Origin of the sequence: Caballeronia sp. Lep1P3, assembly GCF_022879595.1 — a bacterium.
Lineage (GTDB): Bacteria > Pseudomonadota > Gammaproteobacteria > Burkholderiales > Burkholderiaceae > Caballeronia.
Map to the genome: position 1 here is coordinate 1230180 of NZ_CP084266.1, position 13864 is coordinate 1244043.

General features: G+C 61.5%; 18 protein-coding genes. 10 read left to right on the forward strand and 8 right to left on the reverse strand.

The features are described 5' to 3' along the window. Window position 1 precedes the first annotated feature (1 nt). A complete protein-coding gene (locus LDZ27_RS20155; RefSeq protein ID WP_244816621.1) occupies window positions 2-700 on the forward strand; it encodes a response regulator transcription factor in 699 nt (232 codons plus the stop codon). Here the strand turns inward: LDZ27_RS20155 and LDZ27_RS20160 are convergent. Continuing rightward, window positions 631-1680 carry a histidine kinase gene (locus tag LDZ27_RS20160; RefSeq protein ID WP_244816622.1) on the reverse strand — a complete coding sequence of 350 codons (1050 nt, stop codon included), beginning with the start codon at window positions 1678-1680 and terminating at the stop codon, window positions 631-633. The two genes, LDZ27_RS20155 and LDZ27_RS20160, sit on opposite strands and share 70 nt — an antisense overlap. Window positions 1681-1867: 187 nt before the next feature. Between LDZ27_RS20160 and LDZ27_RS20165 the strand changes: the two genes are divergently transcribed. After that, window positions 1868-4213 (forward strand): TonB-dependent receptor, encoded by a 2346-nt coding sequence (locus LDZ27_RS20165; protein WP_244816623.1) that lies wholly within the window; start codon window positions 1868-1870, stop codon window positions 4211-4213. Between the two features lie 23 nt (window positions 4214-4236). Here LDZ27_RS20165 and LDZ27_RS20170 read toward each other — a convergent pair whose 3' ends face one another. The 3 genes from LDZ27_RS20170 to LDZ27_RS20180 form a co-directional block, all read right to left on the reverse strand. Next, window positions 4237-4647 (reverse strand): hypothetical protein, encoded by a 411-nt coding sequence (locus tag LDZ27_RS20170; protein ID WP_244816624.1) that lies wholly within the window; start codon window positions 4645-4647, stop codon window positions 4237-4239. A gap of 121 nt (window positions 4648-4768) precedes the next feature. Further along, on the reverse strand, window positions 4769-5848 hold the full coding sequence (locus tag LDZ27_RS20175; protein ID WP_244816625.1) for a beta-propeller fold lactonase family protein: 1080 nt from the start codon (window positions 5846-5848) through the stop codon (window positions 4769-4771). 130 nt (window positions 5849-5978) lie between these two features. Then, the gene (locus tag LDZ27_RS20180) at window positions 5979-6512 is read right to left on the reverse strand and encodes a DUF3280 domain-containing protein (RefSeq protein ID WP_244816626.1); all 534 of its coding nucleotides are present in this window, start codon (window positions 6510-6512) and stop codon (window positions 5979-5981) included. A 225-nt stretch (window positions 6513-6737) separates the two neighbouring features. Here LDZ27_RS20180 and LDZ27_RS20185 point away from each other — a divergent pair, with 225 nt between their 5' ends. The 4 genes from LDZ27_RS20185 to LDZ27_RS20200 all read left to right on the forward strand — a co-directional run bounded on the left by LDZ27_RS20185 (window position 6738) and on the right by LDZ27_RS20200 (window position 8374). Beyond that, window positions 6738-6947, forward strand: a complete 210-nt coding sequence (locus LDZ27_RS20185) for a hypothetical protein (RefSeq protein WP_244816627.1) — start codon at window positions 6738-6740, stop codon at window positions 6945-6947. 168 nt (window positions 6948-7115) lie between these two features. Beyond that, window positions 7116-7442, forward strand: coding sequence for a hypothetical protein (locus tag LDZ27_RS20190; protein ID WP_244816628.1), 327 nt, complete (start codon window positions 7116-7118; stop codon window positions 7440-7442). A gap of 11 nt (window positions 7443-7453) precedes the next feature. Beyond that, complete coding sequence (locus LDZ27_RS20195) at window positions 7454-7828, forward strand: VOC family protein (RefSeq protein ID WP_244816629.1); 375 nt, start codon at window positions 7454-7456, stop codon at window positions 7826-7828. A gap of 297 nt (window positions 7829-8125) precedes the next feature. Beyond that, window positions 8126-8374 (forward strand): hypothetical protein, encoded by a 249-nt coding sequence (locus tag LDZ27_RS20200; RefSeq protein ID WP_244816630.1) that lies wholly within the window; start codon window positions 8126-8128, stop codon window positions 8372-8374. An 8-nt stretch (window positions 8375-8382) separates the two neighbouring features. On the opposite strand, the gene LDZ27_RS20205 is transcribed toward LDZ27_RS20200, so the two are convergent. Both LDZ27_RS20205 and LDZ27_RS20210 read right to left on the reverse strand, forming a co-directional pair. Continuing rightward, window positions 8383-8940, reverse strand: coding sequence for a J domain-containing protein (locus tag LDZ27_RS20205; protein ID WP_244817274.1), 558 nt, complete (start codon window positions 8938-8940; stop codon window positions 8383-8385). Window positions 8941-9001: 61 nt separating this feature from the next. After that, complete coding sequence (locus LDZ27_RS20210) at window positions 9002-9328, reverse strand: hypothetical protein (RefSeq protein WP_244816631.1); 327 nt, start codon at window positions 9326-9328, stop codon at window positions 9002-9004. 96 nt (window positions 9329-9424) lie between these two features. Between LDZ27_RS20210 and LDZ27_RS20215 the strand changes: the two genes are divergently transcribed. From LDZ27_RS20215 to LDZ27_RS20225, 3 genes are all read left to right on the forward strand, one after another. After that, window positions 9425-9973: a phosphonate degradation HD-domain oxygenase gene (locus tag LDZ27_RS20215; protein ID WP_244816632.1), complete on the forward strand. Its 549-nt coding sequence runs from the start codon at window positions 9425-9427 to the stop codon at window positions 9971-9973. A 101-nt stretch (window positions 9974-10074) separates the two neighbouring features. Beyond that, complete coding sequence (locus tag LDZ27_RS20220; protein WP_244816633.1) at window positions 10075-11484, forward strand: DHA2 family efflux MFS transporter permease subunit; 1410 nt, start codon at window positions 10075-10077, stop codon at window positions 11482-11484. Window positions 11485-11792: 308 nt separating this feature from the next. Continuing rightward, window positions 11793-12179 (forward strand): transglycosylase SLT domain-containing protein, encoded by a 387-nt coding sequence (locus LDZ27_RS20225; protein ID WP_370653422.1) that lies wholly within the window; start codon window positions 11793-11795, stop codon window positions 12177-12179. A 140-nt stretch (window positions 12180-12319) separates the two neighbouring features. On the opposite strand, the gene LDZ27_RS20230 is transcribed toward LDZ27_RS20225, so the two are convergent. After that, a complete protein-coding gene (locus LDZ27_RS20230) occupies window positions 12320-12718 on the reverse strand; it encodes a hypothetical protein (RefSeq protein WP_244816634.1) in 399 nt (132 codons plus the stop codon). A 98-nt stretch (window positions 12719-12816) separates the two neighbouring features. Continuing rightward, a complete protein-coding gene (locus tag LDZ27_RS20235; protein ID WP_244816635.1) occupies window positions 12817-13131 on the reverse strand; it encodes a hypothetical protein in 315 nt (104 codons plus the stop codon). A 319-nt stretch (window positions 13132-13450) separates the two neighbouring features. Between LDZ27_RS20235 and LDZ27_RS20240 the strand changes: the two genes are divergently transcribed. Next, on the forward strand, window positions 13451-13837 hold the full coding sequence (locus LDZ27_RS20240) for a hypothetical protein (RefSeq protein WP_244816636.1): 387 nt from the start codon (window positions 13451-13453) through the stop codon (window positions 13835-13837). The last annotated feature ends 27 nt before the right edge of the window (window positions 13838-13864 follow it).

A 13864-nucleotide genomic window follows, 5' to 3' on the forward strand; every position in this document is an offset into this window, starting at 1 on the left:
CATGGCCGCCGATATCTCCGTGCTGCTGGTGGACGACCACGCCGTCGTGCGTGAGGGCTATAAGCGTCTGCTCGAATTGAGCGTTGATGTCAGCGTGGCGGGAGAAGCGGCGGATGCTGCGCAGGCCTATCAGAAGTTCTGCGCGTTGCAGCCGGATGTCGTGGTAATGGACCTCGCATTGCCGGGCGCAAGCGGCATCGAAGCGATGCGGCGCATGCTCGCGCGCGAGCCGCATGCGCGCGTGCTCATCTTCAGCGTGCACGAGGAAGCGATTTTCGTGCGCCGCGCGCTCGATGCAGGCGCGCGCGGTTATGTGACGAAGGCGAGCGCGCCCGATGTGCTCGTCGAAGCGGTGCGCTCGGTTGCGCGCCGCGTCTGCTATCTGAGCCCCGACATATCGCAGTCGCTCGCATTGCGCGCCACCATTCAGGACGGCCCGCCGGGACGCCAGTTGTCGCCGCGTGAATTCGAAGTGCTGCGCCTGCTCGTGCAAGGCTATACGTTGCCGAGCATCGCGGAAAAACTGGGCCTGAGTCAGAAGACCGTGGCGAATCATCAATCGGTAATACGTCAGAAATTCGGCGCAGATAATGGCGTACAACTCGCGCAGATCGCTAATCGCTTAGGGCTTCATTTCGCCGATTTCGCCGGTTCGCAAGAAGCCTCATTCGGCTCGCAAGGTTTCGGCAGTCCCGCCTGAGCCGGGACGCGCGCGCAAAAGAGAAAGCCTTGGCCGGGGCTGCTTGCGATCTCGAACTCGCCTCCCAGCGCCTCGACGCGCTCGCGCATGCCGACGAGCCCCAGACCCTTGCGCGGAATGGACAAGTCGATGCCGGGGCCGTCATCGGCCATCGTGACGACGATCTCATCCATGCGCTTTGCGTCGTTCCGCGTGCGGACCAGAAAGATCTCGACGCGCGCATCGCGAGCGAACTTGGACACGTTGTTGAGCCCTTCTTGCACCAGCCGATAGAGCGCGATGTTGAGCGCATCGACAAGGCCGTCGAAGTCGCCTTCCACTGTCAGCGTGAAGCTCGCTTGCGGCAGGCGCTCCCGCCAGCCTTCGATGCAATGTTCGAGCGCCGTCGGCAAGCCGAATTCGTCGAGACCGATGGGCCGCAGCTTGCGAATCATGCCGCCGATCTCGCGATACACATGCTTCGCGCTTTGCATCAGGGCTAAAGAGCGCCGATGAATTTCCGCTTCCCGGTTAGCGGAAAGATCGCGAATGCGGCCGGCATCGAGCAACATGGCGTTGAGATATTGCCCCAGTTCGTCATGCAGTTCGCGCGCGAGATGACGCCGCTCGCTTTCCTGTGCCGCAATGCTCTGATTCGCGAGCCGCCGGTTCTCCGCGAGCAGATGTTCCGCCTTTTCCTCCAACGCGCGACGCCGGCGCTCTTCGCGCTCTGCCTGTCGATAACGCCGCCACGCGAACCATGCGAATCCAGTGGCAAGCACGAAGAGCGTCGCGGGCAATTCATCGAGCTGAAAGCGCTCGGCGCTGCGCGTCCATCGATAGGTGAATTCACTGAAGTCGAAGATGGCGAAGACAGCGCCCGCGATAGCCGTCACCGCGAGCACGCACACGAGATCGCGCAAAGCCGTCGAACGCGGCGCGCGGTCGGCGTGCGCATGGGCGTGAGGGGGCAAGGAATCGGATGGCGTCACGGCGTCCATTCTATGCGCGCTCTTTGCGTGCGTTATCGAGTCGCCGGGCGCTTTGGGAACGCTTCCCTCGTGAATCGGGAAAGGCTCCCGGTGCGTCTGCGAATTCTTGTGCGACCCTTTCAATAAAAGGTTCATCGTCTTAAAGAAGCCTGAAAGAACGATTGCAGCGACACTACAACGACGAGAGGAGACGAACATGGACAGCATGCCGCGCCGCTTTGTCATCGCGCATCGGTTCAAACCCCGAGCGCGCTTGCGGCTCTTGTTCGGCGGCGCGTTCGCGAGCATCACGGTCGGCGCATGGGCGCAAACGGCGAGCGCCCCCGACGCAGATGCATCCGCCGTTGCGCCCGTCGCCGCGAGCGCGCCGCCGAACACGGAACTGCCTTCCATCATCGTCGTGGGCACGACGCCGCTCGTCGGCGTAGGCACGCCACTCGAAAAAGTGCCCGCGAATGTGCAGACCATCAAGGGCAACGACATACAGGCGCAGCACGCCGCTACGGTCAGCGATTATTTGCGCAAGAACCTCGCGAGCGTGGACGTGAACGATGCGCAAGGCAATCCGTCGCAGATGGACATCAACTATCGAGGCTTCACGGCTTCGCCGCTGCTCGGCACGCCGCAGGGTTTGTCCGTGTTTCTCGATGGCGTGCGCATCAACGAACCGTTCGGCGATGTCGTCAACTGGGACCTCATTCCGCAAGCCGCCATCAGCACGATGCAGATCATCCCCGGATCGAATCCGACCTTCGGCCTGAATACACTCGGCGGCGCGGTCGCTGTGACGACCAAGAACGGGCGCAGCAATCCGGGCGGCAATATCGACATTAGCGGGGGATCGTGGGGACGAAAGGCGGCGCAAATCGAGCAAGGCGGCGTGATCGGCAGCAACGTCGATTACTACTTCACGGCCAACGTCACGAACGACAACGGCTGGGCCGCCCAGAATTCGAGCCGCCTGCGTCAGGCATTCGGCAAGCTGCGCTATACGGACGCCGATACCACGCTCTCGCTTTCGATGGGCGGCGCGGACAACACGCTCCATGGATCGCAGACCATTCCACGATCGTTCCTGGATAACTACAAACAGGCGTACACGTTCCCCGATACCAATGAGAATCAGGTCGGCTATCTGACCTTCTCGGGCGAGCATTACTTCTCGCCCAATGTCGAATTGAGCGGCAACGTGTATTACCGCCACTATCGCAACAAGAACGTGAGCAGCAACGTCAACGACGACTTCGGCGAACCGCTAGGCGACGACGATGTCGATCTCACGCAGGCGACCAACGATCAATCGGTGATCGTCACCGACAGCTATGGCGCAAGCCTTCAGCTCACGCTGCTCAACAAGCTCTTCGGCCTCGACAATCAGCTGATTCTTGGCGCCGCCGGCGACTTCGCCAACTCGCATTTCACGCAGTCGTCGCAGCCCGCCGAATTCACGGGAAGCCGCGCGACGGTCGGCATCGGTCCATTCGTGCAAGGCACCGATGCAAAGACGCGCAACGAGAACTGGGGCATCTACTTCGAGAACACGCTGTCGTTCACCGAGCAATGGTCGATGACGCTCGCGGGCCGCTATAACTGGTCGAAGGCGACCATCGGCGACGAAAGCGGCGTGCAGCCGCTGCTCGATGCAAAGCACACGTTCTCACGCTTCAATCCCGCTATCGGCTTCAACTGGAATCCGGCGCCGTCTTTCACCGCTTATGCAACGTACAACGAAGGCATGCGCTCGCCGACCGCCATCGAACTCGCGTGCGCGGACCCGAACGCGCCCTGTTCGTTGCCGAACGATTTCATTGCCGATCCCGATCTCAGGCCCGTTATCTCGCGCACCTTCGAAATAGGCGCGCGAGGACACATCGGCCAGGCGACCACATGGAGCGCCGCCGCATACAGCACGACGCTCTCCGACGACATTCAGTTCGTCAGCAGCCAGGGCGCGTCCAGCACGCTCGGCTATTTCCAGAACGTCGGCAAGACGCGTCGCCAGGGCTTCGAGCTTGCGGGACGCACGCAATGGGGTCCGCTCGGTGTCGCCGCGAGCTACAGCTATGTGAACGCGACGTATCGCTCGACATGGACCGAAAGCAGTTCGAGCAACTCCAGCGCGGACGATGGCGGCAATATCACCGTGCATTCGGGCGATCGCATTCCGGGCATTCCGGCCAATACCGTCAAGATGCGCCTCGATTACAACCCGATTGCGCGATGGAATGTCGGCACCAATCTCACGTATCGCAGCAATATCTTCGCGCGCGGCGACGAGAACAATCAGGATGCGAATGGCAGCATCGCAGGCTATTTCCTTATCGACCTCGACACCACATATAACGTGACGAAGCAATTGCAGGTCTATGCCACCGTCAAGAATCTGCTCAACAAGCGCTATGCGAACTTTGCGATTCTCGGCGAGAACTTCTTCAACGGGCCGAACCACACATTCAGTCCGACCGATACGGTCAACGAGCAATTTCTCGGCATTGGTGCGCCGCGCGGCGTATGGGTCGGCCTGCGCTACGCGTGGAAGTGAAGCGGCTCGAGGAGAACCTGCCTTCAACGCGGCCTGAACGGATAGATTTTCGCGGGCGGCCGCTGCTTGAGTTCAGCCAGATAGTTTTCGACGAAACGGCCTAACGCATGCGCCTTGAGCTGTTCGAGCATGCGCATGGCATCGCTTGGCGAGTCGGGGCCCATCACGATTGCGCCGACGCCAGGCGCACCCAAATGGACCACCAGCGCGCAAGAGGAAAGCGAGCCGGCGTCGAAAAGACGGAGCGCGTCGATGGCATCGTCCTCCAGTTCGATGCCTGCCTCTTCGCTTTGGGAGCAGCGAAACTCCCCTCGTCTGCCGATGTATGCGGGCAGCCACCGGCAGTTTCCTGCGTCACCCTGTGCCGCGATCAAGAGACGCTTGCGCGCGGGTGTGTCGCTGATTGCGTCGAACGCCTCGGCCAATGTAAGCATGTTTTTCCTCGCCGGCGAGCCTACCTGATACTAGCAGCCGCTAACGACGCCACGCGAGGTCGAATGCGCAATGACGCGCCGCAAAAAACGAAATGGCCGTGCGCGTCCGAGGGTCAGTGTGTCAGCGTCCCACGATCGACCCCGCGCTCGGCGGATACGTGACGATGCCCCACGCAAGCGGCAAGTCGCCGATCTGCTTCACGGTTTGATAGGTCGAACCGTCCAGCACATAGACCGCATTCGAGCGGCCGCATGCAAGCAGCAGCTTCGTGCCGTCCGGCGTGAAGCTGAAATGCCAGCAGCGCTGTCCCATCGGCACATCGCTTATATGCTCATAGGTCGAGCCGTCGAAGACCTGCAGCGTCTTGTCGCGCGATGCGGCCACGAGCAAACGCTTGCCCGAAGGATCGAATGAAACGCCGTAGGGACCGGCTTTGGTATCGACGGTCTTGACGGTCTTGAGATCGTCTCCTTCGAGCACGATGAACTTATTGGCGTTCTCGAGGGTGACGACATATTGCTTGCCGTCCGGCGTTGCCTTGATGCCGCGCGGGCGCGACCCCTTCGGCAGATTCACCGTGCGTACCGGCTTGCCCGTGCCGACGCGATACACGGAGACCGTGTCGTCTCCCTCGTTCGTGACCAGAATCAGCTTGCCGTCCGGCGAAAACTCGACGCCCTCCGTTTCGTGGCCGCTCTTGACGGAATGCGTGACTCTCATCGTCTTGAGATCGACGATAGCGATTTCGGCCGGCGGTGAGTTGGCGTCGTCGTCCTTTTCCGGTTCGCCCGCCTTGGGCGGCCCGCCCGATTCGCCGGGTTCGTAGGTGACGTAGGCGTAAGTGCCCAGCACGCGCACGAATTCCGGGTTCTTGCCGATCTTTGCGCGCTTGATCACCTTGCCAGAGGACGTATCGATTTCCGATAGATCGCCCGTCGATTTATTCGCGACGTAAAGGCGCGTGCCGTCCTTGTTGAGGCTAAGGCCGCGCGGTCCGTCCTTGCCGACATCGAAAGTCTTCGCGAGCGCAAGATTGCCGAGATCGATCACGCCGATCCCCGCGGTTTCGCTCGTCACATAGGCCGTTTGTGTGGCCGTTTGCGCTTGCGTCGCGGCCTGCGCGTGGCTTGCCGCCAGCAACACGATTGGCGTTGCGAAGGACGCGCATGCAAGGCGCGCCGCATTGATGCTGACTTGCATGAGTCGTCTCCCGCTAAACGTTTTTTGTATCGTTCTCGAGTCTGCCCCAGAAGGCAACTTAGCTCAGGAAACGCCGCGCGCGCAACGTCGGGAAGAGGGAGAAATTCCCGAATTGTGCAAGGGCCGTGTCCTAGCGCAAAGCGGATGCCTCGCTTCCCAGCAGATCGATTAGCGCTTTAGCGCCGCGCCGCCACGATTCGTCGGTATTGCCGCGCATATCGACGGAACGCTGAAAGAGCGTCGTGCCGTTGCTCGCGTCTTCCACACGCAGATTGATGTTCAGGATGAGATTGCTGATCTTCTGCACCCAGCACACGCCGACGCGCGTCGCGCCGAGCTCACGCGCCACGCGCAATTCACAGCCATTGCACGCGTTGATGTCTTGCGCACTTTCGAGCGATGCGACGAGTTTGCTTACCTTCGAATTATTGGCGACGTCAAAGAGCGCGCGATCGCGCACGTCCTTGCGCAGCGCCTCGCTCACCATCGCAAGGCGTTCGCTCTGGATGCGGTTGATTTGCGCGTCGTTATAGGCGGCGTTGTCATCGATGAGCGTGCAATCCAGCAAGGCGATGGACTGTTGCGCGCCTTGCGCCTTCGCGTAACCGCTGCAAAGAGCGATGACGACGATGGCTACGCTCAATACACGAACGATGCATGTCATGAGTGCGTTCCCCGATGAACAAGTCTTGGCCGCTGCGCCAACACCAGGTGCATGAGTTGTCTGCGCGCATCCAACATAACGTGACGCGCCGCTTCGAGCAAGACGCGCGCAGGCACGCTGCGTATGCGGAAAGCGCGCGCGCCGCGCACTGGCATAGCCCTTGCAAAATGATGGGCGAGCATCGTCATGCTCGTTCCTTCGGAGCTACCGGTCAAGGAGACCATCATGAAACGCACTCTCGTCATAGCGGATCTTTCTCAGGACAAAGCCGCTCGCCCGGATGAAGCCGCGCTTTCGCGGCAACAGATGCAGCAAGTTTCCGGTGGACGGTCCGTCGCCGCCACGGTCGATGGCGGCTCGACCGCGACAATCGACGACTGGCAGATGAACATCGCCATCTTCGAGGGCCGCGTCGGTGGGCCGTATCTCCTTTGAGCTCGTCTGTGTTCCATCGAAGCACCGGCATTCGCGCGGAGCCGCTTAAGCGCATAGCAAGCGCTCCGCGCCTTCCCTGATGGATTCGCCGCGCCGACTGGAGTAACGTTGCCTTGTCATTACGGCAACCGATGCGCCCCATTCACATGGGACGAGAGGAAGGCGATCATGTCCGGCGACTCTGCTTCTCAATGGCAAGTCTTCGAGTACGAGGGCTTCGACATCTACGTGCTCGCGCAACGCAAATCCGCGCCCGATCATGCATCGCCGCAAGCGCCCGAGCGATATACATACATCGGTCATGTGTGTCTGCATGGCGCGAATGCCGACGCACCCGGCGAAGCGGTTCACTTTCACGCCGACGGCGACGACGCGTTCAAGACCGCTGACGAAGCCGCGGAAGAAGCGCGGCATATAGGCAAGAGCATCGTCGATGGCACGCATCCGGATCTGTCGGTGCTGTCGATCGTCTCGCATCATCACCATTCCGGCTGACAAGCATACGCATGCCTCTTTCCGATGACGACGACGCGCGCGTCGAGAGCCTGAGCGCCATCACACTCGCCACGCACGATATGGCTCGCGCCGTGCGGTTCTATGAGGCGCTCGGCTTTCGCATCGTTCATGGCGGCGCCGGCGAGCCGTTCACGTCCTTCGCGCTCGGTCATTCGTTTCTCAACATCACGAGTGAAACGCACGGCGCTATCGGTTGGTGGGGCCGCGTCATCATCCATGTCTCCGACGTCGATGCGTTCTATCGCAAGGTCAGGGCGAACGGCATCGAACCGCACTTCGCTCCGCGCGATGCGCCCTGGAACGAGCGCTATTTTCATCTCACCGATCCCGACGGTCACGAACTCAGCTTCGCCCGCCCGCTTTGATTCCGGGCTTGCGGGCACGGTATTGGCTTATGAGTTAGTGAGGGTTGAAGCACGCACCGGCGTATTCATATGACCGTTCGCGCACAGACCCGAGCGCCGCACCGCATGACGATAAAGCATCGATTTCGTGCTGTTGCTATTTCACCAAAGGGTGCATGGCATACGGCTTCGAAGCGTAGAGTTAATGCGCTTTATCACGAGCGTGGTGCGTTGCGGCAGCGTGATGCGTGCGCGGCTTAAAGGATGGATCGCTTTAAGCCGTAAACACGCTTGCACGCCGCGTGCAGGAGACTTCAGATGAAATGCACAAACGAACGATCCCTTCGATACCAGGTTGAAAAGTGGCTGGCACCGGCAAACGAGCCGGTGCATGTCACGCAGTTCAGCAGGACACGTAACGATCATCGGCGCTACGTATGCGTGGAGACCTTGCACGGTGCAGCATCGAAAGCATTGTTCTTCTTCCGTCACGACGACGGCCACTGGTGCGTGTATCCTCCCGCGCCGCAAAGAGGAAACATGCGCGGGGAGAGGCTTGCTGCTTAGGGCTCAGATCAAAGCCGCAGGTTGTTGAAGAACTGGAACCACATCGCGTTGCACGGATTAGGCGCGTTAGTCTTGGCCGGCGCCTCGGGCGCTTCGTCCGTATCGGCGTTGTCCGTATCGGCCTTTTCTGGCTCCGCAACCGGTGCCTGACGCGACTCGTGAAGCGCCACGACGCTCTCGGCAACGCGGCGCGCGGTCTCTTCGTCGCAGTCATGCCCGATAAGCACGCCGAAGACGACATCGCGGTTATGTCCTTGCGACGCAAAGCGCATCGCCAGCGATACGCGCTTCGCGTAAAGCGCTTCTCGCTCGGCCTCTTCTTCGCGCATGCGCGCTTCCCAACGCTCGACCTCTTCGGCAAAAGTACGGTCGTACACCTCGCGTTGCGCGGGGTCCGAGAGGATGGCGTAGGCTTCCTTGATTTCCTGAAACTTCGCGCGTGCCGCATCTTCGTTGCCGGCATTGCGATCAGGATGACAGCGCATCGCAGCCTTGCGATACGCGCGCTTGATCTCTTCCTCGGTGGCGTGTTCCTCCACGCCTAGCGTTTCGTATAACGTGACCATCAGCGTGCCCGGATAAGAAACGCTTTGCATCCTAGCACGCTGGAAATAGGGACTTTTCCTTCTAGCGACGCATATGCGCGATCGCGCGAATGCTTCTCGGGCCGAGCAGATCATAAATGGCGCGCGCGGGCCGCAAATAGCGCGCGATATGCAGCCGAATCACCATTACCGCCACGATGAAGAACGCGGCCGTCGCATAGAGATAATCGCCGCGGTCAGCGACGAAACCGTATTGCGTATGCAGCAGCACGAAGACGAGCCACGCGAACGCGGGCGCATGAAGCGTCCAGTGCCTTTGCGCAAAGTACCAGGCAAGCCGCCGCACATCGCTTCGCGCAATGCGGTCCAATCCCGTGAGTTCGGGGCGTCGGCTAAAGAAAAATGGCATGACGGCAAGCGCTGCGCCATGAGCGCGTCACAATGCGCGGGCACAATCTATCGTTTCACATTTCATCAAGCATACGCGCGAGACCGCTTTCTTTCGATGGCCCTTTCTCTCGACGACATCCGGCATCTCTTCGACACTTACGGTTCGATGGCCTATAGCGGCGAGCCGGTGACTCAGTTGCAGCACGCGTTGCAGAGCGCGTCGCTCGCAGAAGAGGCGGGCGCGAGCCGCGAATCGACCGTCGCGGCGCTGCTGCACGATCTTGGCCACTTGCTGAATCAGCAAGGCGAGACGCCGAGCGCGCGCGGCATCGACGACATGCATCAGTATTTCGCGCTGCCATTCTTGCGGCCCGTGTTTTCGGATGCCGTACTCGAACCGATTCGCCTGCATGTCGATGCGAAGCGTTGCCTCTGCGCGATCGATCCCGCGTATCACGCGCGTTTATCGGCGGATTCCGTGCGAAGCCTGCGATTGCAGGGCGGCGTGTTCGATGCCGGGCAAGCGCGCGCATTTCTCGCGAAGCCCTATGCGCAAGAGGCGATCGCGTTGCGCCGCTGGGACGACGATGCAAAGGACGCGCAGCGCGTCACGCCGCCGCTTGGTCACTATCTGGAAATCGCGGCGAGCATCGCGTTGGCGTGACGACGCGCAGAGGAACGTTCGATTAAACTGGCGTGCATGCACGCTCACCAGACCATCGACATTCGGCCGCAGCGTTCTTGCCCGCTTGCGCGCCACGCATCATGAAGGGCGGTAACTTTCGCATCACGGCGGCCGTCGTCGCAAGCGCGCTCTTCATGCAGAACATGGACGGCACCATCGTCGCGACCGCCATTCCAACGATGGGGCGCGATCTTCACGTCGATGCCGTCCATCTCAGCAGCGCAATCACCGCTTATCTCGTCGCGCTCACGGTTTTTATTCCCGCCAGCGGCTGGGTAGCCGACCGTTTCGGCGCGCGCCGCGTTTTCATGTGGGCCATCGCGACGTTCACGCTTGCGTCCATCGCGTGCGCGGCAGCGTCGACACTGCCGCAACTGCTTGCCGCGCGCATCGTGCAAGGCTTAGGCGGCGCGATGATGGTCCCGGTCGGCCGTCTCATTCTTTTTCGCGGCGTGAAGCGCGAAGAATTGCTTCAGGCGACGACGTGGCTCACGATGCCCGCGCTCGTCGGCCCACTGCTCGGTCCGCCGCTAGGCGGCTTCCTCACCGACGCGCTCTCCTGGCGCAGCATCTTCTGGGTCAACGTGCCGGTCGGCATCGCGGGTCTGCTCTTGACGTGGAAACTGCTGCCGCCCTCACCGCCCGAAAGCCGCACGCCGCCCGACTTGCGCGGCATGGTGCTTTCGGGCGCATCGCTCAGTCTCTTCATGATCGGCATAGAAAGCGCGGGGCGCGGCGTATTGCCCCCAGGCGTGCCGTGGGTGTGCGTGGCAGTCGGGCTGCTGCTCTTCTGGGCGACGGTCGTGCATTGCCGTAAGACGCCGAATCCCGCCATCGACTTTTCGCTTCTTTCCATTCCGACGTTCCATGCGGCGACGGTCGCCGGCAGTCTCTTTCGCGCGGGTGCGGGCGCGCTGCCTTTTCTCGTGCCGCTCACGTTGCAGACGGGGTTCGGTTATAGCGCGTCGGCAAGCGGGCTCGTCACGTTCGCGAGCGCGCTCGGCTCGTTCTGCATGAGGCCGATGACCTCGCTCGCGCTGCGGCGCTTTTCCGTGCGCGCTGTGCTGTGCGCCGGCACTGTGTGCTTCGCGGCGGTGCTGGCCGTCTGCTCGACGATGTCGCAAGCATGGCCCGCAAGCGCCATCTTCGTGCTGCTGCTCGTGGGCGGCCTTGGCCGGTCGCTCAGTTTCGCGACGATGGGCGCGCTCGCTTTCGCCGACGTTCCCAAGCCGCGTCTTGCCGCGGCTACGTCGTTTCAGGGCACCGCGCAGCAATTGATGAAGGCGCTCGGCGTGACGGTCGCCGCCGGAACGATTCAGGCGACGATGCTGATGTCGGACAGCGCGCATACGGAGCGCTGGCAGCTCGCATGCGCATTCATCGCGACGGCGCTCGTCGTGCTTGCGTCTCTACCGATGTTCATGCGGCTGTCTGCGGACGCCGGCGAGGGCATCTCCGCGCCGGCCACCAAGCGCGCCGAGCGTGCTTGAGACGGCCGGCGCGCTCAAGGTGCTTGTCGGGTAATTCTTTCCGCAAGCGAAACGTTTGGTCTAATTTAAGACAAGTCCATGATCGGTAAGGCTTTTTTATGGCGATATAATGCGGCTCCGCTTTCTTCTTAAGTCCGATGCGCCGCATATTTCTCCTACTCGCCGTATTGCTGATCTCCGCGCAAGCCGCTTTAGCTCAAGAAATCGACTCGGCGCCCATCGCCGCGTCGCAAGAAGCCGCTCAGCAGGATCCGCAAGTCGACGCGGCGCGCCACAAGATTTCCGACGTCATCTCGCGCAAGTTCGGCGTGGCGCGCGAAAAGGCGCAAACCATCGCAAGCGCGGTCATGGCTTCGGCGTCGAAATACTCGCTTCCGCCTGCGCTTCTGCTTGCGATCATCTCGATCGAATCACGCTTCAAGGAAACGGCCATAGGCGCAAACAATGCGACGGGCCTTATGCAAGTGGTGCCTTCGGCGCACAAGAAACTCGTGCGCAACGTGGACTTGACTGAGCCTGAAGCCAACATCGAAGTAGGCTCGGCCATCCTTCATGGCTATATGAAATCCGCGCAAGGCGATATGGATACCGCGCTCAAGAATTACGGCAGATCGCGCGCTTATGCAGAGAAAGTCAGCTTGCGCGTTAAGGCGTTCGAGCCGGCTGCATCTGTCCAGGCTTTGTCCGTTCAGTGAATCGCGCGTTCTTCGTTCGCGCTTCTTTTCTTTTTCTTGCAAGCGCCGCCGCGTGGCGGATGCCGTACCCAACACGGCGATCGCACCCGCTTCGCGCGCTGACACGCGGCCTTAGCCGCTCGCGTCGGCATTAAACGCACTTACTGCGAATTTCCATTCGACATTCCACCGGGACTGGCGCTTCGCGAGCTGCCCGGCGTGCTACGTTGCATGGTGCCTTGGCCCATACCGTTGTTCGCGCCGTTGTTGCCCATCCCGCTCTTGACGCCCGTGCCGGTGGAGCCGTCCGTCGCGCCGCCCATGCCGGTGCCGCCCATTCCGACGCCGCCGCCCTTGCCCGCCGCGCCGGTACCCGCGCCCGCCGAGCCGTTGCCGCCCGCGCCCATGCCGCCGCCTGCCGCTCCTGCGCCCGCGCCGCCACCGCCTGCGCTACCACCACCGCCCGCACCGCCTCCGCCGCCGCCCGCCTGCGCATAGGCGCCGCCCGACAGGCCTAGCACCAGCGCCGAAATCACCAGCTTCGTCGTAATCGCTTTCATTGCAAGTCTCCAGAGTTAGCGTGCCGGCTGATCCAGTTCATCGGCTGAACCAACCGCATACTCCGGGCGCAAGCAGCGTGCCGCGTCCGCTCGCACGTTCAATAGCCGTAGCCGGAAGGCGCGCAAGGCACGTAGGCGCGTCGATAGCCGTCATAGCAGTAGCCGGCCGGCGGCGCCGGTTGCGCATACGCGGGCTGTGCATAGGCCGGCTGTGCATACACCGGCTGCGAGTAGGCCGGCTGCGCATTGACGACCGACGTCACCAGCGCGCCCAGCACCGCCCCGCCGATCAATGCGCCGACGATAGCGCCGCCGTCACCGCCACCGCGACCGCCGCCGTGTCCGTGTGCCGACGCCTGCCCTGCCACCGACAAGCTACCAATCATCAAAAACACGAGTGCCGCGCGTTTCATGAGCTTCTCTCCAATCCCGTTAGGCGGGTCATGAAGCCATGTTAAGCAGCCGCGCGAGAAATAACTGCAGCAGTTGGTAACGGTGCATTTCAGCGCTTACAAATCCGGTTCATTCGGAGACCGAACGGTTTATGTAACGCGCGTAACGTTCGCGATGGGCAAGCAGGCGCTTTTACCGCTTGCCGTTTCATTTGCTCGCGTTTGGTTACGCTTCGTCACTCGAAAGACGTCAACGGCCGGGCGAGACGCCGCGTTTTCATCGTCACATGCCGATCGTGGCATGCGTCGTCAAGGACATAGGATCAAGGAGTCGAACATCATGAAGAAAATCGTCGCCGCTCTCGCATCCACGCTGCTCGTCACTTCCGTTTTCGCGCAAACGGCTGCGACGCATGCCGATAAAGCGCAAGTCAACGGCAACAATACAAAGGCCGAGGCGCAAGCCGACGCCAACAAGGACGTCACGAAAACAGCGCAGGCGACCACGTCGGACAAGACCTCCGACGCCCGCGGTGAAGCCGCCAAGGCACAGGCGAAAGCCGACAAGAAAAAACACGCTGCACAGTCCAAGGCCGACAAGAAGAAGCAGGACGCAGCGAAGGATGCCAACGTGGCACAAGCCAAAGCCGACAAAGAAAAAGTCGAGGCTCAAAGCGACGCGAACAAGGCGGCTGCCGATGCGAAGGTCGACGCGGCGAAGAAGTAGGGAGGCCTGCGTTATCGCATCGCGCAC